The 24014-nt window shown below is 72.5% G+C and carries 24 protein-coding genes and 2 tRNA genes; 25 read left to right on the top strand and 1 reads right to left on the bottom strand.

Going from position 1 to position 24014, the window contains the following annotated elements; translation table 11 throughout:
* Positions 1-5: 5 nt before the first annotated feature.
* The 25 genes from AC162C_RS14410 to AC162C_RS14290 all read left to right on the top strand — a co-directional run bounded on the left by AC162C_RS14410 (position 6) and on the right by AC162C_RS14290 (position 23497).
* Positions 6-90, top strand: a tRNA-Leu gene (locus tag AC162C_RS14410).
* Positions 91-224: 134 nt separating this feature from the next.
* Positions 225-1571 carry a trigger factor gene (tig, locus tag AC162C_RS14405; protein WP_484098133.1) on the top strand — a complete coding sequence of 449 codons (1347 nt, stop codon included), beginning with the start codon at positions 225-227 and terminating at the stop codon, positions 1569-1571.
* A complete protein-coding gene (clpP, locus tag AC162C_RS14400; protein WP_484098132.1) occupies positions 1572-2156 on the top strand; it encodes an ATP-dependent Clp endopeptidase proteolytic subunit ClpP in 585 nt (194 codons plus the stop codon).
* Positions 2157-2203: 47 nt separating this feature from the next.
* The gene (clpX, locus tag AC162C_RS14395; RefSeq protein WP_484098131.1) at positions 2204-3475 is read left to right on the top strand and encodes an ATP-dependent Clp protease ATP-binding subunit ClpX; all 1272 of its coding nucleotides are present in this window, start codon (positions 2204-2206) and stop codon (positions 3473-3475) included.
* A gap of 118 nt (positions 3476-3593) precedes the next feature.
* A complete protein-coding gene (locus tag AC162C_RS14390) occupies positions 3594-6041 on the top strand; it encodes a valine--tRNA ligase (RefSeq protein ID WP_484098130.1) in 2448 nt (815 codons plus the stop codon).
* 13 nt (positions 6042-6054) lie between these two features.
* Positions 6055-7110: a bifunctional folylpolyglutamate synthase/dihydrofolate synthase gene (locus tag AC162C_RS14385; RefSeq protein WP_484098129.1), complete on the top strand. Its 1056-nt coding sequence runs from the start codon at positions 6055-6057 to the stop codon at positions 7108-7110.
* Between the two features lie 106 nt (positions 7111-7216).
* A complete protein-coding gene (locus AC162C_RS14380; RefSeq protein WP_462972630.1) occupies positions 7217-7747 on the top strand; it encodes a zinc ribbon domain-containing protein in 531 nt (176 codons plus the stop codon).
* A gap of 12 nt (positions 7748-7759) precedes the next feature.
* Positions 7760-8176, top strand: a complete 417-nt coding sequence (gene ndk / locus AC162C_RS14375; RefSeq protein ID WP_462972629.1) for a nucleoside-diphosphate kinase — start codon at positions 7760-7762, stop codon at positions 8174-8176.
* Positions 8177-8276: 100 nt separating this feature from the next.
* Entirely contained in the window at positions 8277-9044 is a 768-nt protein-coding gene (locus AC162C_RS14370; RefSeq protein WP_484098128.1) for a class I SAM-dependent methyltransferase, read from the top strand.
* Complete coding sequence (locus tag AC162C_RS14365; protein ID WP_484098127.1) at positions 9041-9616, top strand: Maf family protein; 576 nt, start codon at positions 9041-9043, stop codon at positions 9614-9616. Before AC162C_RS14370 ends, AC162C_RS14365 begins: the two co-directional genes overlap by 4 nt.
* Before the next feature lie 128 nt (positions 9617-9744).
* Entirely contained in the window at positions 9745-10797 is a 1053-nt protein-coding gene (locus AC162C_RS14360) for a rod shape-determining protein (RefSeq protein WP_484098126.1), read from the top strand.
* Between the two features lie 63 nt (positions 10798-10860).
* A complete protein-coding gene (gene mreC / locus AC162C_RS14355) occupies positions 10861-11802 on the top strand; it encodes a rod shape-determining protein MreC (RefSeq protein WP_484098125.1) in 942 nt (313 codons plus the stop codon).
* Positions 11799-12314, top strand: coding sequence for a rod shape-determining protein MreD (gene mreD, locus AC162C_RS14350; RefSeq protein ID WP_484098124.1), 516 nt, complete (start codon positions 11799-11801; stop codon positions 12312-12314). Before mreC ends, mreD begins: the two co-directional genes overlap by 4 nt.
* Positions 12315-12362: 48 nt before the next feature.
* On the top strand, positions 12363-14372 hold the full coding sequence (gene mrdA, locus AC162C_RS14345) for a penicillin-binding protein 2 (protein WP_484098123.1): 2010 nt from the start codon (positions 12363-12365) through the stop codon (positions 14370-14372).
* Entirely contained in the window at positions 14369-15559 is a 1191-nt protein-coding gene (rodA, locus tag AC162C_RS14340; protein ID WP_484098122.1) for a rod shape-determining protein RodA, read from the top strand. Before mrdA ends, rodA begins: the two co-directional genes overlap by 4 nt.
* On the top strand, positions 15556-16344 hold the full coding sequence (locus tag AC162C_RS14335) for a hypothetical protein (RefSeq protein WP_484098121.1): 789 nt from the start codon (positions 15556-15558) through the stop codon (positions 16342-16344). The genes rodA and AC162C_RS14335 overlap by 4 nt, the downstream gene beginning before the upstream one ends.
* A gap of 73 nt (positions 16345-16417) precedes the next feature.
* Positions 16418-16612 carry a hypothetical protein gene (locus AC162C_RS14330; protein WP_462972620.1) on the top strand — a complete coding sequence of 65 codons (195 nt, stop codon included), beginning with the start codon at positions 16418-16420 and terminating at the stop codon, positions 16610-16612.
* 200 nt (positions 16613-16812) lie between these two features.
* Positions 16813-19752, top strand: a complete 2940-nt coding sequence (locus AC162C_RS14325; RefSeq protein ID WP_484098120.1) for an Rne/Rng family ribonuclease — start codon at positions 16813-16815, stop codon at positions 19750-19752.
* 126 nt (positions 19753-19878) lie between these two features.
* Entirely contained in the window at positions 19879-20421 is a 543-nt protein-coding gene (gene rplU / locus AC162C_RS14320) for a 50S ribosomal protein L21 (protein ID WP_484098119.1), read from the top strand.
* A 3-nt stretch (positions 20422-20424) separates the two neighbouring features.
* Complete coding sequence (rpmA, locus tag AC162C_RS14315; protein ID WP_462972617.1) at positions 20425-20679, top strand: 50S ribosomal protein L27; 255 nt, start codon at positions 20425-20427, stop codon at positions 20677-20679.
* An 83-nt stretch (positions 20680-20762) separates the two neighbouring features.
* On the top strand, positions 20763-21956 hold the full coding sequence (cgtA, locus tag AC162C_RS14310; protein WP_484098118.1) for an Obg family GTPase CgtA: 1194 nt from the start codon (positions 20763-20765) through the stop codon (positions 21954-21956).
* A complete protein-coding gene (locus tag AC162C_RS14305; protein WP_484098117.1) occupies positions 21953-22537 on the top strand; it encodes a nicotinate-nicotinamide nucleotide adenylyltransferase in 585 nt (194 codons plus the stop codon). Before cgtA ends, AC162C_RS14305 begins: the two co-directional genes overlap by 4 nt.
* Before the next feature lie 33 nt (positions 22538-22570).
* On the top strand, positions 22571-22918 hold the full coding sequence (rsfS, locus tag AC162C_RS14300) for a ribosome silencing factor (protein WP_462972650.1): 348 nt from the start codon (positions 22571-22573) through the stop codon (positions 22916-22918).
* 8 nt (positions 22919-22926) lie between these two features.
* Entirely contained in the window at positions 22927-23349 is a 423-nt protein-coding gene (locus AC162C_RS14295; RefSeq protein ID WP_484098116.1) for a thioredoxin family protein, read from the top strand.
* Positions 23350-23424: 75 nt separating this feature from the next.
* Positions 23425-23497 (top strand) — tRNA-Ala (locus tag AC162C_RS14290).
* Between the two features lie 26 nt (positions 23498-23523).
* Here the strand turns inward: AC162C_RS14290 and AC162C_RS14285 are convergent.
* Entirely contained in the window at positions 23524-23982 is a 459-nt protein-coding gene (locus AC162C_RS14285) for a hypothetical protein (RefSeq protein ID WP_484098115.1), read from the bottom strand.
* Positions 23983-24014 lie beyond the last annotated feature (32 nt).

Below are 24014 nucleotides of genomic sequence, written 5' to 3'. Positions count from 1 at the left end.
TACCCGCGGGTGTGGCGGAACTGGCAGACGCGCCGGGTTTAGGTCCCGGTGGGACACCGTCCCTTGGAGGTTCGACTCCTCTCACCCGCACCTCACTCCCGCCCGCGGCGCCTGAGGGCGGTTCTGCCGTCCCGCGAGGAGCGCGTCCCGTGCCCGCCCGTGGCCCGGTCGCGCGCGCACCCTCCCCCCGGGTGAGGCCGGTGGGTCCTGATTGAATGGCTCGTATGGCCCAGGTGGAGGAGCTCGGCGGCAACCGCGTCCGCCTCACCGTCGACGTCACCCCCCACCAGCTCGAGCACGCCGTCGACCACGCCGCCTCGGACCTCGCCACGTCCGTGAAGATCCCGGGCTTTCGCAAGGGCAAGGTGCCGATGCCCGTCCTGATCTCCCGGGTCGGCCGGGAGCGGCTCTGGACGGAGGCCGTCGAATCGCACATCGGCGGGTGGTTCTGGAGCGCCGCGGCGGCGACGCGCCTCCGGCCCGTCTCCGCGCCGGACTACGACTTCGAGCTCCCGACGTCGCACGACGAGCCCTGGAGGTTCAGCGCGACCGTCGAGGTGCAGCCGACACCGGAGATCGTCGACTGGACGACGCTCGAGGTGCCGAGAGCCGAGGCCGAGATCCCGGAGGAGCTCGTCCAGCGGGAGCTCGACGCCCTCCGGCGCACCGTCGCCGAGCTCGTGCCGGCCGACGACCGGCCGGCACGCGAGGGCGACACGGTCGTGATCGACCTCGTGAACCCGGACGGGGAGTCCCAGTCCGACACCGTCGTCGAGCTGGGCTCCGGCCGGCTCGTCGAGGAGATCGAGCAGGCGCTGATCGGGGCGTCCGTCGGGGACGTGCGCGACGTCGGCTACGAGCTCCACGACGGCTCGACGGCGAGCGTCTCGCTCACGCTCAAGCACGTCAACGAGGAGGTGCTGCCCGAGCTCGACGACGAGCTCGCCCGCGCCGCCAGCGAGTTCGACACCTTCGCCGACCTCCGCGCCGACATCGAGGGACGCATCCGCGAGGCCCTCGACGAGGAGATCGACGCGGCCTTCCGCGCGTCCGCCGTCGACGTCCTCGTGCGCGAGTCGAACGTGCAGGGCGCCGGCCCGCTCGTCGAGGCGCGCGCCCGCGAGCTGCTCGAGGGGTTCCTGCGCTCGCTCGCCAACCGGGGCGTCAGCCCCGAGGCGTACTTCCAGACCACCGGGCAGACACCGGAGCTGCTGACGGCGCAGGTGCGGGCCGAAGCGGCGCGCTCGGTCGCCCGCGAGCTCGCGCTCGAGGCCGTGGCGGAGCGCGCCGAGATCGCGATCACCGACGCCGACGTCGAGCAGCTCGTGCGCGAGCAGGCGGAGGCGGCCGGCGAGGACCCCGACGCCGTCGTCGCCGACGTGTGGGAGCACGGTCACCAGGAGGCTCTCCGCGAGGACCTGCGCCTGCGCGCCGCGCTCGATCGGCTCGCGGCGGACGTGAAGCCGATCCCGGTCGAGCAGGCCGCCGCGAGGGAGGCGATCTGGACGCCCGACAAGGAGAAGGGCGGCGAAGAGAAAAAACTGTGGACACCCGGAAGCGAGGAGAGCTAGATGAGCCCCCTGATCCCGATGGTCATCGAGCAGACGTCGCGCGGCGAGCGCTCGTTCGACATCTACTCACGGCTGCTCAACGAGCGGATCATCTTCCTGGGCACGCAGGTGGACGACCAGATCGCGAACCTCATCGTCGCGCAGCTGCTCCACCTCGAGTCCGAGGACCCCGACAAGGACATCTACCTGTACATCAACTCGCCGGGCGGCCACGTGTACGCGGGCCTCGCGATCTACGACACGATGCAGTTCATCAAGCCCGACGTCTCGACGATCTGCGTCGGGATCGCGATGAGCATGGGGGCGGTCCTGCTCGCCGGCGGGGCCGAAGGGAAGCGCATGGCCCTGCCGAACTCGAAGATCCTGCTCCACCAGGTGTGGGGCGGCTACCAGGGCCAGGCATCCGACATCGAGATCCACGCGAGGGAGACGATCGCGCTGAAACGGAAGCTCGAGGAGATCGTCGCGCAGCACACGAAGCAGGACGTCGACAAGGTGCGGGCGGACATGGACCGCGACTTCTTCATGACCTCGGAGGAGGCGCTCGAGTACGGGATCGTCGACCGGGTGATCACCCACCGCTAGGCCGGAGCGGCTAGCCGAGCCGGTGAAAACGGAGTAAAAGGAGAGACGTGGCGCGAGCGAGCGAGGGGAACGAGCAGCTGCTCTGCAGCTTCTGCGGCAAGAGCCAGCGCCAGGTGAAGAAGCTCATCGCGGGCCCCGGGGTCTACATCTGCGACGAGTGCATCGACCTCTGCAACGAGATCATCGACGAGGAGCTGACCACCCCCACCGCGCTCGACCTCGACAACCTCCCGCGCCCGAAGGACATCTACTCCGTCCTCAACGACTACGTCGTGTCGCAGGAGGAGGCGAAGCGCACGCTCGCCGTCGCGGTCTACAACCACTACAAGCGCGTGCGCATGGGCCAGGACGACGGCGAGGTCGAGCTGCAGAAGTCGAACATCCTCCTCCTCGGGCCGACCGGGTGCGGCAAGACGCTGCTCGCGCAGACGCTCGCGCGGATCCTCAACGTTCCCTTCGCGATCGCGGACGCGACCGCGCTCACCGAGGCCGGCTACGTCGGCGAGGACGTCGAGAACATCCTCCTCAAGCTGATCCAGGCGGCCGACTTCGACATCAAGAAGGCCGAGACGGGGATCATCTACATCGACGAGGTCGACAAGATCGCGCGCAAGGCCGACAACCCCTCGATCACCCGCGACGTGTCGGGCGAGGGCGTCCAGCAGGCGCTGCTGAAGATCCTCGAGGGGACGGTGGCGTCCGTGCCTCCACAGGGCGGGCGGAAGCACCCGCACCAGGAGTTCCTCTCGATCGACACGACGAACGTCCTCTTCATCTGCGGCGGGGCGTTCGCCGGGCTCGACGCGATCATCTCCCGCCGCACCGGCAGCAACGCCGTCGGCTTCGGCGCCGACGTCCGCTCGAAGCACTCGGCCGAGGCGGCGGAGCTGCTCGGCCACGTGATGCCCGAGGACCTCATGAACTTCGGGCTCATCCCCGAGTTCATCGGGCGCCTGCCGGTCGTCTCGGCCGTGCACCAGCTGCGCCGCGAGGACCTCGTCCGCATCCTCACCGAGCCGAAGAACGCGCTCGTCCGCCAGTACCAGCGCTTCTTCGGCTACGACACGATCGAGCTCGTGTTCACGGACGACGCGCTCTGGGAGATCGCGGACCACGCGCTCGAACGGGAGACGGGCGCGCGCGGCCTGCGCTCGATCATCGAGGCGGCGCTGCTCGACGTGATGTTCGAGCTGCCGTCGCGGCGAGACGTCACGAAGTGCGTGATCACGCGCGAGACGATCGCGCGCGGCCTCAAGCCGACGCTCCTCACGAGCGGCGGCGCCGACCTCGACGACCTCGACGCCGTCGCCGAGGCCTAGGCGGCCGTCGGATGGCCCGCAGCGCCGACCGGTACGCGCCGTCCCCGGTAGCCCGGCGTCGCGGTCGCGCACGGTAGCGACCGAGACGCCGCGCCTCACGCCCGTAGACTCAGCGCCCATGGAGCGCGCGCCGATGGACTCGCTGTACGACCCCGCCGGGGTCGAGCGCCGCTGGCAGGAGGCGTGGGAGGCCGAGGGCCTCTACGCAGCCGGCGCGGGGCGGCGACGACCGGAGTCGTTCGTGATCTGCGTCCCGCCGCCGAACGTCACCGGCGAGCTGCACATGGGCCATGCGCTGAACGGCTCGATCCAGGACGTGCTCGTCCGGTGGCACCGCATGCGTGGCTTCGACACGCTCTGGCAGCCCGGCTACGACCACGCGGGGATCTCCACCCAGAACGTCGTCGAGAAGCAGCTGGCGCGAGAGGGGACGACGAGGGTCGAGATCGGACGGGAGGCGTTCGTCGCGCGCACGTGGGAATGGCTCGAGGCGACGGGGCGGACGATCATGGGCCAGTTCCGGCGGCTCGGCGCGTCGCTCGACTACTCGCGCGAGCGCTTCACGATGGACGACGACTACGTGCGCGCCGTGCTCACGTTCTTCGTCCGGCTCTGGGACAACGGCTGGATCTACCGGGCGAACCGGATCGTCAACTGGTGCCCCCAGCACCAGACTGCGATCTCCGACCTCGAGGTCGTCCACGAGGACATGGACGACACGATCACGTACGTCCGCTACCCGTTCGCCGACGGCGACGGGGAGGACGGGATCGTGATCGCGACCGTGCGGCCGGCGACGATCCTCGCCGACGTCGCCGTCGCGGTCCACCCGGGTGACGCCCGGTACGCCGCGGCGGTCGGCCGCGAGGTGGTCGTGCCCGTGGTCGAGCGCCGTGTGCCGGTGATCGCCGACGACCGCGTCGACCCGGAGTTCGGGTCGGGCGCGGTCAAGGTGACGCCGGGGCACGACCCGACCGACTTCGAGATCGGGCGCGACCACGGGCTGCCGGAGCCGATGGTGATCGGCCCGGACGGACGCATGAACGAGGCGGCGGGGCCGCTCGCCGGCGTGACGCAGGCGGAGGCCGACGAGGCGATCGTGGAGTGGGTGCGCGAGCGGGGCTGGCTCGTCCGGCGCGAGCACTACCGCCACGCCGTCGGCACGTGTGAGCGCTGCCATTCCCGCATCGAGCCGCTGATCTCCCTGCAGTGGTGGTGCCGCATGGCGGAGCCCGCGCGGCCGGCGATCGAGGCCCTCCGCGAGCGTGTCGTCCGCTACCACCCGGAGTCGCAGCACCGGTTCGCGATCGCCTCGCTCGAGGACGCGCCCGACTGGTGCCTGTCGCGGCAGCTCTGGTGGGGGCACCAGCTCCCCATCTGGTACACGCCCGACGGCGAGGCGGTGTGCGCGGTCACGGAGGAGGAGGCCCGGGAGAAGGCCGGGGAGGGGGTGCCGCTCGAGCGTGACCCCGACGTGCTCGACACCTGGTTCTCGTCGGCGCTCTGGCCGTACGCCACGCTCGGGTGGCCCGACGAGACGCCCGAGCTGGAGCGCTACTACCCCGGTGACGTCAACTCGACCGCGCGCGAGATCATCCGGCTCTGGGAGAACCGGATGATCTGGACCGGGCTGCAGGCGATGGGCGAGGTGCCGTTCTCGGACGTGATCATCCACTCGACGGTGCTCGCGCCCGACGGGCGACGGATGTCGAAGAGCCTCGGCACGGGCATCGACCCGATGGAGCCGATCGAGCGCTACGGGGCGGACGCGACGCGCTACGGCCTCCTGAAGATCTCGTCGACGCAGGACGTCCGGTTCTCCTACGGTGCGATCGAGGAAGGCCGCAAGCTCGCGAACAAGCTCTGGAACGTCGCGCGCCTGATCTTCGCGAACGCCGAGCTCGTGACGCCGTCGCTGCAGCCGCGCTCGGTGGAGGAGCGCTGGATCCTCGCCCGCCTCGACGCGGCGCGGGCGGAGCTCGAGGACAGCTGGTCGCGGTTCGACTTCGCGACGTCGACGGCGGTGCTCTACCACCTCACGTTCGACGACTTCTGCGACTGGTACGCGGAGGCGATCAAGCCGCGGCTGTACGACCACGACAAGGACGCGGCGGCGACGGCGCTCGCGGCCCTGGAGCGGCTGCTCGCGCTCCTCCACCCGGTCATGCCGCACGTGACCGAGGAGCTCTGGTCGAGCCTGCCGCACCGACGGGCGCGCCTCGTCGTCTCCTCGTGGCCGGAGCCGGACGGCCGCTTCGCCGCCGACCTCCACGTGCTCGACCGCGTCCAGGAGGCCGCGCGGATCTACCGCCGCTCCGGCGTGCAGGTCGAGCTCGCCTCGCCCGACGAGGAGCGCATCTTCGCCGCGGTCGTCCGCCCGGGCAGGACGGCGCCGGGAGGCGCCGACGTCGAGGCCGAGCGCGCCCGACTGCGCTCGGAGATCGCCCGCGCCGAGGGGATGCTCGCGAACGAGCGCTTCCTCTCGAAGGCGCCCCCCGAGGTCGTGGCGGCCGAGCGCGACAAGCTCGATCGCTACCGGCGCGAGCTCGACGCGCTCTCCGGCTGAGCGAGGGTGGCCCGTGGGGCCCAACCTCACCTGGCTCGCGTCGCTCTCGCCCTGGCCGTCCGACGGGTTCGGCCTCGACCGCATGCGCGAGCTGCTGACGGCCCTCGGCGACCCGCAGGAGGCGTACGAGGCCGTCCACGTCGTCGGCACCAACGGCAAGTCGACGGCGACGCGGCGGATCGAGGCGCTCCTGCTCGCCGACGGGCTCTCGGTGGGCGCGACGGTGTCGCCGCACGTCCGCTCGTGGTCGGAGCGCGTGACGGTCGACGGCCGGCCCGTCGACCTCGAGGAGGCGCTCGCGCGCGTGCGCGACCCCGCGGAGCGCCTGGGGGCGACGCAGTTCGAGACGATCACGGCCGCGGCGTTCCGGGCCTTCGTGGACGCGGCGGTCGACGCCGCGGTCGTCGAGGCCGGCCTCGGCGGCCGGCTCGACGCGACGAACGTCCTCCGCTCCCGGGTCGTCCTGCTCACGAACGTCTCCCTCGAGCACACCGACGTCCTCGGCCAGACGCTCGAGGAGATCGCCCGCGAGAAGCTCGCCGTCGCCCGCCCCGGCTCGATCGTCGTGCTGCCCGACACGACGCACGCCGGGCTGGTCCCGGGCTGCGTGACGCGCGTCGGCGGCGCACGCGAGGCGGCCGAGGCGTTCGTGGGCCACGCGATCGCGGCCGATCCCGCCGTCGCCCTCCCCGGCCGGCTCGAGCGGCGTGGGGCGGAGATCCGCGACGGCGCCCACAACCCGGACGGCGTCCGGTGGCTCGTCGACCGGCTGCCGCGCGCCCCGTACGTCGTCTGCGCGTCGATCCTCGGAGACAAGGACGTCGACGCGATGCTCGAGGGGCTCGCCCGCGCCGGGACGCACCTCGTCGCGACGACGTCGTCGAGCCCGCGCGCGCTGCTCGCGCACGACCTCGCGGGGCTCGCCGAGCAGCACTTCGAGCACGTCGAGGCCGTCCCCGACCCGGTGCACGCGGTCGAGCGCGCCCACGAGCTCGGCGAGCCCGTGCTCGTCACCGGCTCCCTCTATCTTCTCGCCGATCTCGAGCAGGCGGAGCAGGAGGGCCGATGACACGGAAGAGAGGTGGCGTCAGCGTGCTGCTGTTCGCGCTCGTCGTGCTCGCGGTGATCGTCGGCGTGTCGTTCGCGCTCGGGTATATCCTCGGCAAGCTGCTCCTGTGACGACCGCGACCCTCCCCCTCGCCGCAGACGAGTCGTTCTTCGACTCCGCCACGTGGACCGTGAGCCGGAACCTCGCGGTGCTGGTCGTCGTGCTGCTCTGGCTCGCCACCGCGTACTGGGTCTACAAGGACGCGCGGCGGCGCATCGACGACGGGTGGCTGGTCGCGATGGCGGTCGTCCTCGGGCTGGTGCCGCCGTTCCTCGGCCCGATCCTGTACCTGTTCTTCCGCCCGCCCGAGTACCTGGAGGACGTGCGCGAGCGCGAGCTCGAGATCCGTGCGATCGAGGAGCGCCTCGCCGAGCGCGACCTGCGCTGCCCCGTCTGCCGCGGCCGCGTCGAGTCGACGTATCTCGTCTGCCCGGTCTGCACGACGCGGCTCAAGCAGGCCTGCGCCGAGTGCGGCTCGCCGCTCGAGCCGCTCTGGCAGGCGTGCCCGCACTGCGCCGCGCCCGTGCCGCCGTCGATGCTCTCGGACGACGTGCTGCAGCCGCTGCCGCAGCCGCGGCGCCCGCGGCAGGGGCGCTAGACTGCCCGGCCCATGGCCGTCGAGACCACACTCGTCCTCGTCAAGCCGGACGGCGTCGGCCGGGGCCTCTGCGGCGAGATCGTCGCGCGCTTCGAGCGCCGGGGGTACGTGCTCCGCGGGGCGCGGCTGATCCGCATCACGAAGGCGGTCGCGCGCCAGCACTACGCGGAGCACAAGGGCAAGCCGTTCTTCGCCGACCTCGTCGACTTCATCACGTCGGGCCCCGTGCTCGCCCTCGCCGTCGCCGGGGAGGACGCGATCGCGGGAGTGCGGACGATGATGGGGGCGACGAACCCGAAGGACTCGGCTCCCGGCACGATCCGCGGCGACTACGCGACCCTCCTCGGCGAGAACATCGTGCACGGGTCGGACTCGAGGGCGAGCGCCCGCCGCGAGCTCAAGCTCTTCTTCCCCGACGGGCTGCTCTGACGCCCGGGCGCGCCCGGCTCCGCCGCGCGGGCCCAAGGCGCCGGGACGTCGGGCTGGCTCGCGCTGGTCGACCTGCCGACGGGCGCGTAGCATCGGGCCCGTGAGCGAGCTCTCCGAGGACGCCCTGCGCAACCGCGAGGACTGGACGACCGCGAACGCCGAGTACACGGATCGGCAGGCGCCCGAGCGCTGGGCCGCCGACGAGATCACGTGGGGCGTGTTCGGCGCCCCCGAGGACGAGCTCCGGACGCTCGGCGACGTCGCCGGGCTCGATGTCGTCGAGCTCGGCTGCGGCACGGCCTACGTCTCGGCGTGGCTCGCGCGCCGCGGAGCGCGGCCGGTCGGTGTCGACGTGACCCCGGCCCAGCTCGCGACCGCGCGGCGCTGCCAGGAGCGGTTCGGGCTCGAGTTCCCCCTGATCGAGGCGAGCGCGGAGGACGTCCCGCTCCCGGACGCGAGCTTCGACCTCGCCGTGTCCGAGTACGGGGCGAGCATCTGGTGCGATCCCCGCGCCTGGCTCCCCGAGGCCCACCGGCTGCTGCGGCCCGGAGGCCGGTTGTGGTTCTTCCGCAACAGCACGCTCTCGGTGATCTGCTTCCCGGACGAGGGGCCACCGACCCGATCGTTGCAGCGTCCGCAACGCGGTCTCGGCCGCCTGGAGTGGCCGGACACGACCGGGGTCGAGTGGCATCTCCCGCACGGCGAGCTGTTCCGGCTGCTCACGCGCACCGGCTTCGACGTCGTCGACCTCGTCGAGGTGTACCCGCCCGAGGACGCGGTCGACCACGAGTACTACGACGCGTTCTCCCTCGAGTGGTCGCGCCAGTGGCCGGCGGAGGAGATCTGGGTGGCGCGGAAGCGGACATGACGGCGCCACTCGTCCTCGCGTCGACCTCGCCCCAGCGGCGGGCGATCCTCGAGCAGCTGCGCGTCCCGTTCGAGGTGGTGCCGCCGAGCTACCAGGAGCACGACCCGCCCGATGCGCAGGCGACCGCGCTCGTGCGCGACCACGCCGTCGGAAAGGCCCGGTCGGTGCACGTCGAGGGCCGGGTGACGCTCGGCGTGGACACGACGGTGCAGCTCGACGGCCGCATCTACGGCAAGCCGGCGGACGAGCAGGACGCCCAGCGCATGCTGCGGCAGCTGTCGGGTCGCACCCACACGGTGCTCTCGGGCATCTGCCTGCTCGGTCCCGGGTTCGAGCTCGTCCACCACGAGCTCACCGACGTCACCTTCCGCCTGCTCACGCCGCTCGACCTGAAGGCGTACCTCGCGAGCCGCGAATGGGAGGGGAGGGCGGGCGCGTACGCGATCCAGGGGCTCGGCGGCCGCCTCGTCGCGCGGATCGACGGCGACTACCTGAACGTCGTCGGGCTCCCGGGAGCGCTGCTCGTCGACCTGCTCGAGCACCACGCGCCCGAGCTGCTCGCGCTCCACTGACGTCCGCCCCGACGCCCGCCCGTCCGCGCGCGCACGAACCGGTCGCGCCCCGTCGGCGCCCGATCGCCGCGCGCGCCGTCGGGGAAGAACCTCCCTGCAAATCGCGGGGTCGCTACACTCCGCCTCCCATGGGGCTGTTTCGCTCGATGACCGGTTTCGGCGGCCGCGACATGGCCGTCGACCTCGGCACCGCCAACACGCTCGTGTACGTCCGCGGACGGGGCATCGTGCTCTCCGAGCCGTCGGTCGTCGCGATCGACCAGCGCAGCGGCGACGTGCACGCCGTCGGCGTCGAGGCCAAGCGCATGCTCGGCCGCACCCCCGGGTCGATCTCGGCGATCCGTCCGCTGAAGGACGGCGTGATCGCCGACTTCGACGTGACGGAGCAGATGCTGCGGCACTTCATCCAGAAGGTGCACCAGCACCGGTTCGCCCACCCCCGCGTCGTCGTCTGCGTCCCGTCCGGCGTGACCGGGGTCGAGAAGCGCGCCGTCGAGGAGGCGACGCTGTCGGCCGGTGCCCGCCAGGCGTACCTGATCGAGGAGCCGATGGCTGCGGCGATCGGCGCCGGCCTCCCGGTCGCGGAGCCGACCGGGAACATGATCGTGGACATCGGCGGCGGCACGACCGAGGTCGCGGTGATCTCGCTCGGCGGCATCGTCGTCTCCCAGTCGCTCCGCGTCGGCGGCGACGAGATGGACGAGGCGATCGTCAACCACATCAAGAAGGAGTACAAGCTCCTCGTCGGGCAGCAGACGGCCGAGGAGATCAAGCTCGAGGTCGGCTCGGCGTTCCGGCTGCCCGAGGAGCTCCAGGCGGAGGTCCGGGGGCGCGACATGCTCACCGGGCTCCCGAAGACGGTGATCATCTCGTCCGAGGAGGTGCGCCGAGCGCTCGACGAGCCGGTCGCGCAGATCATCGACGCCATCAAGTCGACGCTCGACAAGACGCCCCCGGAGCTCGCCGCCGACATCATGGACCGCGGCATCGTCCTCGCCGGCGGCGGGGCGCTGCTCCAGGGCATGGACGACCGTCTCAGGCACGAGACGCACATGCCTGTGCACCTCGCCGAGAGCCCGCTGACCTGCGTCGCCGTCGGGTCCGGCCGCAGCCTCGAGGAGTTCGAGGCGATCCATCGCGCCAGCCGGGCGCGGGTGCGCCGCAACGGCAGCCGTCGGTAGGAGGCGGCAACGGACCCGGTGGGGAGCGGACGTCCGCTCCTCCGGCATCTACACTGGCTCGAAGTGCCTCGTAACCGCACCGCACGCCCGGCGGTGCTGGGTGCGCCTCTGCGGCGTCCCGCCCCGGGTCAGAGCCCTTCGCGCACGACCACCCAGCTTCGCCGCCGGGTCGTCGTCGGCGTGCTCGTCCTCGTCGCCTTCGCGCTGATCACGTTGTCCTTCCGCGACGACGGAGGCGGCCCGCTCGACCGGGCGCAGGAGGCCGGTGCGAGCGCGCTGCGGCCGTTCCAGGTCCTGGCCGAGCGCGTCGCGGAGCCGTTCGAGGACGGCTACGGCTGGTTCGACGGGCTCCTCACGGCGCGCTCCGACGTGGAGCGGCTGCGCGAGGAGAACGAGGTGCTGCGCCAGCAGGCCGCCCGGGTCGAGCTCTCGACCCGCGAGAACGCGCGGCTCAAGGCCCTGCTCGCATTCCGTGACGGCCCGTCCTTCCCGGGCGGGTACGACGGTGTCGCGGCCGCCGTGATCGGCCGCCCGGCGGGTGCGTTCTCGCAGGCGGTCGTGATCGCGGCCGGAAGCGCGGACGGCATCCAGCGCAACGACCCCGTCCTCACGCAGGACGGGCTCGTCGGCCTGGTGACGCGCGTCTCGAACCGGACGGCCCGCGTGACGCTGCTCACGGACGACCGGAGCGCCGTGTCCGCCGTCGACGCGAGGACGAACGCCGCTGGCGTCGTCCGGCACGGACGCGCGGCGCGCTCCACGCTCGTTCTCGACCGCGTGCCGAAGGAGGACGTCGTGCGGGTCGGCGACTCGATCGTCACCGCAGGGTGGCGTGTCGGCCAGCTCTCGTCCCTCTATCCCCGAGGCATCCCGATCGGCCGGGTGACGAGCGTCGGCCAGGCGGACACCGACCTGTACAAGCAGGTGCTCGTGGAGCCCTTCGCCGACTTCCGGTCGCTCGACTCCGTCCTCGTGCTCGTCCCGACCGAGGGGGAGCGGCCGTGATCACGGCGATCAGGGCCGGCGTGCTCGTGTTCGCCGCCGCGATCGTCCAGGTCGCCGTCGTCTCGGGCATCGACGTGCTGGGGACGACCCCCGACCTCCTGCTCGTGGTCGTCGTCGCCGTCGCCTTCCACCGGGGGTCGCTCGCCGGGGCGATCGCGGGGTTCGGCGGAGGCCTGATCGTCGACACCGCCACGCTCGGCGTGCTCGGCGTGTCGTCGCTCCTGCTCACGCTCGCCGGGTTCTGGGCGGGGCGCTACGGCGAGACGACCGGGCGCGGCCGGAACGCCGCTCCCTACCTCGCGGTCGCCGTGATGACCGTGCTCGTGGCCGTCGGGGGGGCCGTCGTGCACTTCCTGCTCGGTGACGCGGTCGACCTGCGCGCGATCGGCGCGGGTCTCGTTCCCGCGGTGCTGCTCAACGTCGCCCTCGCAGTCGTGTTCGTCCCCTTCACCCGGTGGGCGGTCGGCGAGCCGCGCGTCGAGCGCACCCAGGAGGTCGAGCTCGTTGCGTAGGCCCGCCGCACGGTGCCGTCAGTCCCGACGAGGGCGGGGCGCGCCGCGATGAGCTCCACCACGCCGTACGGCGAGCCTCGCTCGTCTTCGCCGCGGTTCCTCCCGCCGGACCCCGGCGTCACCGCCCCGTACCGGCTCACGCCGGGGCTGGCGCTCCGCGTGGGCGTGCTCGGCGCCGTCGCCCTCGCCGTGTTCGCGGTGCTCCTCGTCCGGCTCTGGTCGCTGCAGGTGCTCTCCGGGGAGAAGTACCTCGACGCCGCCCAGTCGAATCAGCTGCGGTCGATCCGGCTCGAGGCCCCGCGGGGACCGATCATCGACCGCAACGGCAAGGTGATCGTCGAGAACGTCCCCGGCACGGCGGTGAAGCTCTGGGTCGGGGACCTGCCGGCGAAGGGGCGGTTCGACGTCATCCGTCGTCTCGCGGCGGTGCTGGACATCCCGCCGCTGAGCCTCGCGCGCGCCGTCGACGAGGGGCTCGCGGATCCGCTGACCCCGATCACGGTCAAGACCGCGGTGCACGAGGAGCAGATCGCGTACCTGTACGAGCACCAGGCCGAGTTCCCCGGCGTCCAGATCCAGCAGACGTACCTCCGCGACTACCGGTACCAGTCGACCGCCGCACAGATCCTCGGGTACGTCGGCGAGATCTCGGGCGCGGAGCTGAAGCGCAAGGCGAAGGACGGGTACGTGCTCGGCGACAAGATCGGCAAGAGCGGCATCGAGGCACGCTTCGACGAGTACCTGCGCGGCGCCACGGGGCTCGCACAGATCCGGGTCGACTCGCTCGGCCAGCCGCAGAGTCGCCTCGAGCTCCGGCGCGACCCGCGCCCCGGGAACGCCGTTCGCCTGACGCTCGACCTCGGCCTCCAGCGGACGGCCGAGAAGGCCCTCCGCTTCGGGATCGAGACCGCGCGGGAGAACGACTCCTTCTACGCGAACGGCGGCGCGATCGTCGCCCTCGACCCGCGGGACGGCGCCGTGCTCGCGATGGCCTCGTATCCGACGTTCAAGCCGTCCGTGTACGTGGGGCGCGTCGACCCGAAGAAGCTCGCGCCGCTGCTCGACGCTGACGCTGCGAAGGAGGCGAACTACCCGGGTCTGAATCGCGCCACGCAGGTCGAGTACCCGCCGGGATCGACGTGGAAGCCGGTCACGGCGCTGGCGGCGATGCAGGAGCACCTGCTCGAGCCGTACGAGTCGATCCGCTGCACGCCGCGCGCCGAGTACGGGCTCGACAAGCAGGTCTTCAGGAACTGGGACCCGAACGTGAACCGGCCGATGGCGCTGCCGGAGGCGATGGCGACGTCGTGCGACACGTACTTCTACGACGTCGGCTACCGCTTCTACACCTCCGGCGTGCAGCGGTGGTCACGCATGCAGGACTGGGCGAGCATCTTCGGCTTCGGTGGGATCACGGGCCTCGACATCGGCGGTGAGTCGGACGGGCTCGTGCCGACTCCCGGCTGGCGGAAGAAGACGTTCACGAGCGACTGGGACCGCGCGTGGAACCCGGGCGACTCGATCCAGCTCGCGATCGGCCAGAAGGACGTCACGGTCACGCCCCTCCAGATGGCGCGGTTCTACGCGATGATCGCGAACGGCGGCAAGCTCGTGACCCCGTACGTCGTCTCGGAGGTGGACACGCCGGCCGCCAACGCGCAGCGCTCGGTCGTGCTGCGGCGCTTCGCTCCGGACCCGCCGCGCGACGCGGGCGTCGACGGTGAGGCGCTGTCGGTGATCAGGGAGGGCCTGTACTCGGCCACCCACTCCGTGAACGGCACCTCGTCCGGCGTCTTCTCGACCTACCCGGTCCCGATCGCCGGCAAGACCGGGACGGCCGAGAAGGTCGTCCCGATCCCCGGGTACCCGCCCGACCACCTCGAGGACCAGTCGTGGTGGTGCGGATACGGTCCGGCCGACGACGCCCGCATCGTCGTCTGCGCCGTGATCGAGAACGGCGGCCACGGCAGCACCGCCGCTGCGCCCGCGGCGCTCAAGGTCTTCGAGCAGTTCTTCGGCGTCAAGGCTCCGGCCCCGATCCTCGTGGAGACGGATTGATCGTCGACACCCCACGTCGCCCTCTGCCGTCGCGCGCTCAGCACGTCGGGTTCGGCGCCGTCGGCGGATTCGCCCGTCGGCTCGACTGGGTCCTGCTGGCCACCGTCGGCGCGCTCGTCGCCTACGGCCTCTGGGCGGTCGACGGCATCACGCGGTTCGACATCCCCGGCTCTCCGGACTACTACTTCGACCGACAGGTCGTCGCCGTGGTGCTCGGGACCGTCGGGCTCGTGTGCGCCACGCTGATCCCGACCGGTGTCTACCGCCGCCACTGGCGGCTCGTCTACGGCGCGATGGTGGCGATGATGGTGGCCGTGATCGTCGTCGCGGACGCCGTCCGCGGGTCGAAGCGGTGGATCGAGGTCGGGCCGTTCCAGCTGCAGCCGTCGGAGCTCGGCAAGGTCGCGCTCGTGCTCGCGATCGCCGGCTTCCTCGTCGAGCGGCAGGGTCGGGCCCGGCAGCTCCGCACGGTGCTCGTGGCGGTCGGCCTCGGCATGGTGCCCGCCGTTCTCGTCTTCCTCCAGCCCGATCTCGGCACGGCGCTCGTCTACGGCGCCGCGGTCGGGGCCGTGCTCTTCCTCGCCGGCGTCCGCTGGCTCCACCTGGCGGTCCTCACCCTCGTCGTGGGCTGCGTCGCCGCCGGTGTCCTGTGGTTCCTCCCGTCGGCCGGGGTCGAGGTGCTGAAGCCGTACCAGACCGCCCGCCTCACGGGCTTCGTCGACCCGGCCTCCGACCCGGGCGGGCTCACGTACAACGTCACCCAGTCGATCACCGCGATCGGTGCGGGGGGCCTCGACGGCCGCGGCGTCCGGGAGGCGAGCCAGACGCGTCTCGACTACCTGCCCGAGCACGCGACCGACTTCGTGTTCGCCTCGTTCGCCGAGCAGCGCGGCTTCTTCGGCGCATCGATCCTCCTCCTCCTCTACCTCCTGGTCGTCTGGCGCGCATTGCGGGTCGCCACCGTCGCCAGCGACCTCTACGGGGCGATCGTCGCCGGCGGGATCGTGTTCGCCTTCCTCTTCCAGATCTTCGTCAACGTCGGGATGACGATGGGCATCGCCCCCGTGACCGGGATCCCGCTGCCGTTCTTCACCGTCGGCGGCTCCTCGATGGTCTCGAACCTGGTCGCGATCGGCATCCTCCAGTCGATCCACGCCCGTGGGGCGCACGCCGGGGGGCGCAGATGAGGGTGGGCGGCGTCCCGGTCGGCGCGCTCGTGCGGCTCGCGCGCGAGGACACGGCGCCGCACGTGTCGCCCTCCGGGCCGGTCGTCGTCATCGGTCCGCTCGCGGCGCAGCTCGCACGTGCACTCGCGGCAGGCGGCGACGCCTCGCTCGTCGTGGCGGACGGAGACCCGGCCCGCGCCTCCGTGGTCGTGTGCGTCCTCGCCGGCGAGCCGTCCGTGGCCCAGCTCGCGACCCTCCGGGCTGCGACCCGCCGCCTCACCCCCGTCGTCGCCGTCCAGACGGGTCACGCCGGCGACGTCCCGTACGTCCTCGCGACGGACGTCGTCGACTGCCCGCCGGGTCGAGGCTTCCCGATCGACGAGATCGCCGCCGCGATCGCCCGCGCCGGAGGACGCGCCGCGGCGCCCCTCGCGGCACGCCTTCCCGTCCTCGCGCCCGCCGTGACGCGTCACCTGATCGAGCGGGCCGCCGTCGTCGCCGCCGCCCTGGCTGCCGCTCCCTGGGGCGCGCGGGCGCACCTGATGCCACTCCTCTTCATCCAGACGCGGCTCCTCCGCGACGTCTCCGCCGCTGCCGGTGCCGATGACCCCGACCTCCCCGTCCTCGCGGGTGTGTCCGCTCGGCCCGAGCCGGTGATCACGCTGACCCTCGGGCTCGCCGCCCGCAGCCTCGTACGCGCGCTGCCCTACCGGGGCGCGCCGGCCCGCGCCGTCGTCGCCGCCGGAGCGACGCTCGCCCTCGGCGCCCTCGCAGCGTCGCGTCCGGGCCTACGCATCTCCTCCTGACCGGGCCACCGACGAGCGGGTCCGTCCGGACCCGGTCCTAGGATGGCGCGGACTCGCACGACCAGGAGGCACTGTGGCGGACACTGAACTGGCTGAAGAGCTGCTCCAGATCGAAGAGGCGGATGCGTGGTTCGAGTACCTGGAAGCGACCCGTGGGCAGATGCACACGCGGTACGGAGAGGTCGAGCCGTGGGCGTGGGCGCGCCTCTCGCAGCGGCTGCGGGCCGTGCGGGCGCGGCGGGCACGCCTCAAGCCGGCCGCAGCCTAGCGCCGACACCTCCAGCCGCGGGTGGTCCCCGTGCCGGACGCCTCCGGCCGCGCGACCACGCGTCGAGCCTCGACCCCCGTCGCTGCTAGCCTTGGAGTCGAGGCTCATGGCCGCCGATTTCCACACACGATGCTGCGCGACGACGGCAGCCGCCGAGGCGGCGCCCGGTTGGTGCGCGCAGACAGGAGGAGACCCGATCCTTGCCCTGGTTCCGATTTCTGAAGAAGACCGAGCGCGCGGGGGAGGAAACCGCCGCAGCACAGGCAGAGACGCCGGCCGAGACGCCGGCAGCAGACGACGACAACGCTGACGCGACGCCGCCCGAAGGGGCGGTCACCGACGCCGAACGACGCAGACGGCGCCGGGGAAGCCGCGGCGGGCGCAACCGCCGGAAGCGCACTGCGTCGGCCTCGACGTCGACCTCGACCCCGAGCGACGGGGACGGAGCGACAGCCGACGCCGCCGCACCGCGCCGGGCGGCTCGCCAGGGGCGGCAGCCCGCGGAGCGTCGTGCCGACGGCGACAAGGGAGCGAGCAAGCGTGGCGGCGGTCGAGGCGGCGGCCGACGCAAGCAGGCCCCGCGGCGCGCGCCGCTGCCGGCCGCGAAGCGGGAGCTCCTGATCTCCGTCGACGCCGGCGAGCAGCGCGTCGCGATCCTCGAGGACGACCGCGTCGCGGAGGTGTACCTCGAACGGCCGGAGCGTCGGTCGATCGCCGGGAACATCTACCTCGGCGTCGTCGACAACGTCTTGCCCGGCATGGAGGCCGCGTTCGTCGAGATCGGCCTCGAGAAGAACGGGTTCCTCTACGTCGACGAGATCGTCGCGCCCGAGCTCGAAGGGAAGGCGCGCGAGGGGAAGCGCATCACCGACCTCATCCAGCGCGGCCAGCAGATCCTCGTGCAGGCGGTCAAGGACCCGATGAAGACGAAGGGTGCCCGCCTCACCACCGAGATCTCGCTGCCCGGCCGCTTCCTCGTGTACGTGCCCTACGGCGAGGGCCTCGGCGTCTCCCGGCGCATCGAGGAGGCGGAGCGGCAGCGCCTGAAGGAGATCCTCCGCGGGATCGAGCCGAAGCACGGCGGCGTGATCGTCCGCACCGCCGCCGACGGCGCGTCGCCCGAGGACATCGAGCGCGACCTCGTGTTCCTCGAGCGGCTGTGGAAGACGATCCAGGCGCGGGCGAAGGCCGCGTCGGCGCCCGAGCTCGTGTACCAGGAGGCGGAGCTGCCGCTACGCATCGTCCGTGACCTCTTCGCGGGCGACTTCGTCGCGGCGTACGTCGACGACGATCGGGCGCACCGGCGGATCGTCGGCTACCTCAAGAAGACCTCGCCGCACATGCTGGAGCGGGTGCATCGCGACAAGGAGAAGGTGCCGCTGTTCGAGCGCTACGGTGTCGAGCGCGAGATCGCGTCCACGCTCGACCGCCGCGTCGACCTCCCTTCCGGGGGCTACCTCGTCTTCGACTACGCCGAGGCGTTCACGGTCATCGACGTGAACACCGGCCGCTTCGTGGGCTCACGGAAGAAGAGCTCGACCCAGCGGCTCGAGGACACGATCGTCAAGAACAACCTCGAGGCCGTGAAGGAGGTCGTCCGCCAGCTTCGGCTGCGGGACATCGGTGGGATCATCGTCATCGACTTCATCGACATGGCGAACCCGAAGAACCGCCAGGCCGTCGAGGAGGCGCTCCGCACGGAGCTCGAGCGCGACCGGACGAAGACGTACGTCGTCGAGATCTCGCCGCTCGGCCTCGTCGAGATGACGCGGCAGAACGTCACCGAGGGCCCGCGCGAGGTGATGACGCGGAAGTGCCCGGCGTGCGGCGGCGACGGGATCGTCGTCTCGGACGCCACGATCGCCATGGGCGTCGAGCGCCGGCTCCGCGCGCTCGCGGCCGCAGGTGCGCGGGGCGTGCAGGCCTACAAGGTGGCACTCCATCCCCAGACGCTGTCGCTGGTCGTCGGCCCCGGCGGCGATCGTCTCGCCGCGCTCGAGGCATCGACACGGCGACGGTTCTTCCTCGCTCCCGCCGAGGGTCACGTGCACGCGGACCACTTCGACGTGCTCGCCGAGGGGAAGCGCGACGACCTCCAGCCCCCGTCGTCGGTGGCCGAGGACGCGGAGCTCGAGCTGAAGCTCGTCGAGGTCGGCCTCCACGATCCCTCCGCGGGCGTCGGGAAGCTGGACGGCAGCGACGTCGTCGTCGCCGGCGCCGCCGCCCGCGTCGGCAAGCGCGTCAAGATCCGGGTCGGCCGTGTCCTCGACGGGCAGGTCTTCGCGACGCTCGTCGACGCTGGCGCGCCGCCCGCACCGATCACGTTCGAGAGCGAGGCGGAGAAGCCGACACGGGCCCCGGCGCGCCGTGCGGCGGCCGCGAAGGGAAAGCGGGAGGCTGAGCCCCCCGAGGGAGCGCAGCCCGCCGCCGCGGTGACCGCCGAGGCCGAGGAGACCGCCGAGGCCGAGGAGACCGCCGAGGCCGAGGAGACCGCCGAGACGGAGACGGAGACGGCCGCGGAGGCCGCGGCTGCCGAACCCGCTTCGGAGGGGGGAGAGGCGCCCGGTGAAGGCGAGGCCGAGAAGCCGAAGAAGAAGACCCGCCGAGGCTCCCGAGGTGGGCGGCGGCGCAAGAAGAAGCCGACCGAGCCCGCAGGGGGCGCAGCGGTCGAGGAGGCGCCGGCGGGCGAGCCGGAGGAGGACGGCCGGACCTCGGGCGAGCCGCCGGTCGAGGCCGTCGCGGAGACGACGCCCGAGCCGAAGCCGAAGGCACGGCGTGCGGCACCACGCACCCCGAAGATCCATACGCCGGACTCCGGCCGTGGTGAGGCCGCCGGCGACGGCGCTGCCGCCGCCGCTGCGCCCGCTGCCGGTGTCGCTGCGGAGGCAGAGGCGGAGGCGGAGGCGGAGGCCGACGCGGAGCCCGCGCCCGGCGCGGCGGCGGACGGGGAGAAGCCGAAGAAGAAGGCTCGACGTGGCTCGCGCGGCGGGCGGCGCCGGCGCAAGCCGGCCGGAGCCGGGGCCCAGGCGGCGTCGGGAAGCGGCGACGACGAGCCCGAACACGCGGCGACGGCGACCGTGACCGCGGGCGGCGGCGACTACGTGCCGATGTCCGAGTGGGAGGACGACTTCGACGCGTAGCGCGGCCCGGGCGCGCCGACCCGGCGGCGCTCGGTCGATTCGCCGCACGGGGGATTCGCTATCATGCGACGGCTCGCGGGCGCCTGCCCGCGATTCCCCTGCAGACGCCCGCAACCTCTTCCTTCCATGAGCTACGCAATCGTCTCCATCGGCGGCAAGCAGTACCGCGTCCGCGAGGGCCAGCAGGTCCTGGTCGATCGCATCGCGCTCGACGACGGTGAGACGTTCACGCCGCCCGTGCTGCTGGTCGGCGGTGACGGCGACACCGCGATCGCGCCCGAGGGCCTCACGGTCACGGCCCGCGTCGTCGGGCAGGAGCGAGGCCCGAAGATCCGGATCGGCAAGTACCGCAAGCGGACGGGCTACCGGAGGCACACGGGCTTTCGCGCTGCCCTGACGAAGGTCGAGATCGAGTCGATCGGCACCGGGGCGGCCGCGAAGCGCACGCGTGCCGCGAAGGCGGAGCCGAAGACGGACGCGGCTCCCGCCGCCGCCGGGTCGGTGCCCGAGGGATACGAGAGCATGACGATCGCCCAGATCAAGGATGCGGTTGCGGGATGGGAGCCGGCCGCCCTTCGGGCCGCTCTCGAGTACGAGCAGGAGCACGGAAAGCGGAAGGGCGCGCTCACCGTGCTCGAGTCCGCGATCGCCGGCCAGGAAGGCGGGTAGGACATGGCACACAAGAAGGGGCTCGGCTCCTCGAAGAACGGGCGCGACTCCGAGAGCAAGCGCCTCGGCGTGAAGATCTTCGCCGGGCAGCAGGTGAAGGCCGGCATGATCATCGTGCGGCAGCGCGGCACGCGGTTCCGCCCGGGGCCCGGTGTCGGGCTCGGCCGCGACGACACCCTGTTCGCGCTGCGCGAGGGCGTCGTCGAGTTCCGGCGCTCCGGCGACCGTCGCACGGTCGCGGTCACCGAACAGGTCTAGCGCGTACCCACGATCGGCGCGCCGACGCCGGCCCTCGGTCCGTCGTCCGGCGGATCGGGAGCGCATCCTCCGGACGGAGGACGATGGTCCACGACCGAGCGCAGATCCGGGTCGAGGCCGGCCGCGGGGGGGACGGGGGCCTCAGCTTCCGCCGGGAGAAGCACGTGCCGAAGGGAGGGCCCGACGGCGGTGACGGCGGGCGTGGCGGCGATGTCGTGCTCGTCGCCGACCCGGCGCTTCGTGATCTCTCGACGCTGCGCGGGAAGGCCGTGTACCGGGGCGCTCGGGGAGGCAACGGGGGCGGGAGCCGGAGGCACGGGGCAGACGGAGACGACGTCACCCTGCGCTTGCCGGTCGGAACGCAGGCATTCGAGGACGACATGCTCCTCGTCGACCTCGCGCACCCGGGAGCCCGCGTCGTCGTCGCGCGCGGCGGCAGCGGGGGCCGTGGCAACGCGCGCTTCGCGACCCCGACGCGGCAGACGCCGCGGTTCGCAGAGACGGGTCTCCCGGGCGAGGAGCGGGAGCTCGAGCTTCGCCTCAAGCTCCTCGCCGACGCCGCGCTGGCCGGGCTCCCGAACGCCGGGAAGTCGTCGCTGCTCCGGCGGATCTCGAATGCCCGGCCGAAGGTCGCCGAGTACCCGTTCACCACGCTCACACCGGTGTTGGGGACGGTCGACGGCCCCGACGACAGGCAGCTCACCGTCGCGGACGTCCCGGGGCTGATCGAGGGCGCGAGCGCCGGCGTCGGCCTCGGGCACGAGTTCCTCGCGCACCTCGAGCGGGCACAGGTGCTCGTCCACGTGATCGACGGCTCCGAGGGCGACGCGGACGACCGGTTCGCGATCGTCGACCGCGAGCTCGCCCTGTACGGCGCCGATCTCGAGCAGCGCCTCCAGCTCGTCGTGCTCAACAAGGCCGATCTCACGTTCGAGCCGGCGCCGTTCACGGTCGTCGACCCGCGCATCGTGGGCGTCCTGCGCGTCTCCTGCGCGACCGGCGCCGGGATCGACGCCCTCGTCCGCGAGCTCTTCCGCCTCTGCCCCGAGTCGGCTCCCGGGCCCGACGGCGACGGCGACGGGCTCCCGGAGTTCCTCGAGTACCGCCCGCGCCCGGCCCGCCGGCGCGGCTTTCGCGTCCTGCGCACGGATCGCGGGCTTCGCGTCGTCGGAGAGCCGCCGCCCGACGACGAGCTGGAGGAGGCGCTGCGGGACGCCGGGGCACGGCGGGGGATGATCGTCGAGATCGGCGGCGAGGAGCTCGAGTGGACGCCGTGACGGGTCTCCTCGGAGGTGCGTTCGACCCTCCGCACGTCGGGCACGTGACGCTCGCACGGCGGGCGATCGAGCGCTTCGGCCTCCAGCGGCTGCTCGTCCGCGTCGTCGTGTCCCCGGGGCACAAGCACGTCGCCACGCCTGCGGAGGATCGTCTCGCGCTCGCGCGCGTCGCGTTCGCGGCGCTCCCCGGGGCCGAGGTCGCGCTCGACCCGCACGACCGGACCGTCGACTCGCTCGAGGAGCTCGCGCTCGACGATCCGATCTTCCTCGTCGGGGCCGACGAGTTCGCGTCGTTCCTCGACTGGAAGCAGCCCGACCGTGTGCTCGAGCTGGCCCGTCTCGCCGTTGCCACGCGACCGGGGTACCCGCGGGCCCAGTTGGAGCCCGTGCTCGCCGGGCTGCGTCGGCCCGACCGGGTGACGTTCTTCGAGATCCCACCACAGCCGGTCTCGTCGTCCTCGATCAGGTCGATGGTCGCCGCGGGGACGTCGATCGAGGGGCTCGTCACGCCGGAGGTCGCCGGTGAGATAGCACGCCGCGGCCTGTACCGCGGCGCCCGCGGCGAGCCGGCGTCGGGATAGACTCCTGGACGACATCGGAGAGGACGCACCCGACTGACCCCGCTCGAGCAAGCCCGACGCATCGCCGCCCTCTGTGAGGAGAAGCTGGCAGCCGACGTCGCGATCCTCGACATGCGCTCGGTGTGTGACTACACGGACTACTTCGTGATCGCCACGGGGCGAAACCCGCGCCAGACCAAGGCGATCCACGACGACGTCGCGGGCGCGCTGAAGCACGAGCACCGTCTGTTGCCGCGCTCCGTCAGCGGGCTCCCCGAGGCGACCTGGATCGTCGACGACTACCTCGACGTCGTGCTCCACGTGTTCACGCCGGAGACGCGCGAGTACTACCGCCTCGAGGACCTGTGGCACGACGTGCCGAAGGTCGCGGCCGCGGGCTGAGCGCCGACATGGACGCCTCGGTCGTCGCGTGCTCGACGTGCGGCAAGAAGCTCCGTGTGCGGCGCGCCGCGCCGGGGCCGCCGAAGTGCCCGGGCTGCGGTGAGCGTGTGCCGTGGATCGTCGAGGCGGACGACGGGTCGTTCGCCGAGGAGGCGCGCGGGCCGATCCCAGCGCTCGTCGACTTCTGGGCGCCCTGGTGCGGCCCGTGCCACGCCGTCGCGCCCGTGCTCGAGCGGCTCGCGGCCCGGCACGCGGGGTCGCTGAAGGTCGTCAAGGTCGACGTCGACCGGAGCCCCGGTCTCGCCGCGCGTTTCCAGACGTCCAGCATCCCCCTGCTCGTGCTCGTGCGCGACGGCGTCGAGCTTGAGCGCATCGTCGGTGCCCAGCCGCTCCCGGCGCTCGAGGCGTTCCTCGCGCCGCACCTGCGGTAGCCTGCCCGACGGTCAGCGGGCCACCGCGGCGGCGCTCGGCGGCGGGTCGCACGACGATCTACAATTCGTCGCTCTGGGGCCGTAGCTCAGCTGGGAGAGCGTTTGGCTGGCAGCCAAAAGGTCACGGGTTCGAGCCCCGTCGGCTCCACTCCCCCGGTGCGTGCACCGGGAGCCCTACGCGCGGTCGAGCAGCCCGGCGAGGCCGTCGAGCTCCGCCGCGATCTGTGCGCGGTCGTCGGGATCGGTGATCGCGGTGAGGGCGTTGGTCGCCAGCGCGCAGGCGTTGCGCGCTCCCGGGAGATCGCCCGCCTCGAGCCTGGCGCGGGCGACCGCCTCGAGGGCGGCGGCGCGATCCCATTCCTCGAAGCCCTCGCCCCCGGCCTCGACGAGGTCGAGGCAGCGCCCCGCGTGCCGGAGAGCGGGCTCGGGATGGCCGAGCGTCGCGTAGACGCGAGCGCACAGCCACTCCGCCGCGCGAGGTTGGCGGTCGTGCCGACCCTCCCCCAGTGCCAGCGCGAGGCATGGGCGCGTGGACGAGCTCGTCGTTCGCGGCCACCGAGCGCCGACCCTGCTCGAGCAGCCCCCACGCGTGGTTGTAGAGGTCGACGGCGAGCCGGCGGTGCGTCTCCGCACCGACCGGCTCGCCGCGCGATCCGCTCAAGGAG

The sequence above is a fragment of the Gaiella sp. genome (genome assembly GCF_057140465.1).
This window is presented reverse-complemented; position numbering and strand designations above follow the sequence as displayed.

What these genes read in the sequence shown, in the direction of transcription:
- tig (WP_484098133.1), top strand. Translation starts at nt 225, where the DNA reads ATGGCCCAGGTGGAGGAGCTCGGCGGCAACCGCGTCCGCCTCACCGTC.
- clpP (WP_484098132.1), top strand. Translation starts at nt 1,572, where the DNA reads ATGAGCCCCCTGATCCCGATGGTCATCGAGCAGACGTCGCGCGGCGAG.
- AC162C_RS14390 (WP_484098130.1), top strand. Translation starts at nt 3,594, where the DNA reads ATGGAGCGCGCGCCGATGGACTCGCTGTACGACCCCGCCGGGGTCGAG.
- ndk (WP_462972629.1), top strand. Translation starts at nt 7,760, where the DNA reads ATGGCCGTCGAGACCACACTCGTCCTCGTCAAGCCGGACGGCGTCGGC.
- AC162C_RS14365 (WP_484098127.1), top strand. Translation starts at nt 9,041, where the DNA reads ATGACGGCGCCACTCGTCCTCGCGTCGACCTCGCCCCAGCGGCGGGCG.
- AC162C_RS14360 (WP_484098126.1), top strand. Translation starts at nt 9,745, where the DNA reads ATGGGGCTGTTTCGCTCGATGACCGGTTTCGGCGGCCGCGACATGGCC.
- mrdA (WP_484098123.1), top strand. Translation starts at nt 12,363, where the DNA reads ATGAGCTCCACCACGCCGTACGGCGAGCCTCGCTCGTCTTCGCCGCGG.
- AC162C_RS14335 (WP_484098121.1), top strand. Translation starts at nt 15,556, where the DNA reads ATGAGGGTGGGCGGCGTCCCGGTCGGCGCGCTCGTGCGGCTCGCGCGC.
- rplU (WP_484098119.1), top strand. Translation starts at nt 19,879, where the DNA reads ATGAGCTACGCAATCGTCTCCATCGGCGGCAAGCAGTACCGCGTCCGC.
- rpmA (WP_462972617.1), top strand. Translation starts at nt 20,425, where the DNA reads ATGGCACACAAGAAGGGGCTCGGCTCCTCGAAGAACGGGCGCGACTCC.
- cgtA (WP_484098118.1), top strand. Translation starts at nt 20,763, where the DNA reads ATGGTCCACGACCGAGCGCAGATCCGGGTCGAGGCCGGCCGCGGGGGG.
- AC162C_RS14295 (WP_484098116.1), top strand. Translation starts at nt 22,927, where the DNA reads ATGGACGCCTCGGTCGTCGCGTGCTCGACGTGCGGCAAGAAGCTCCGT.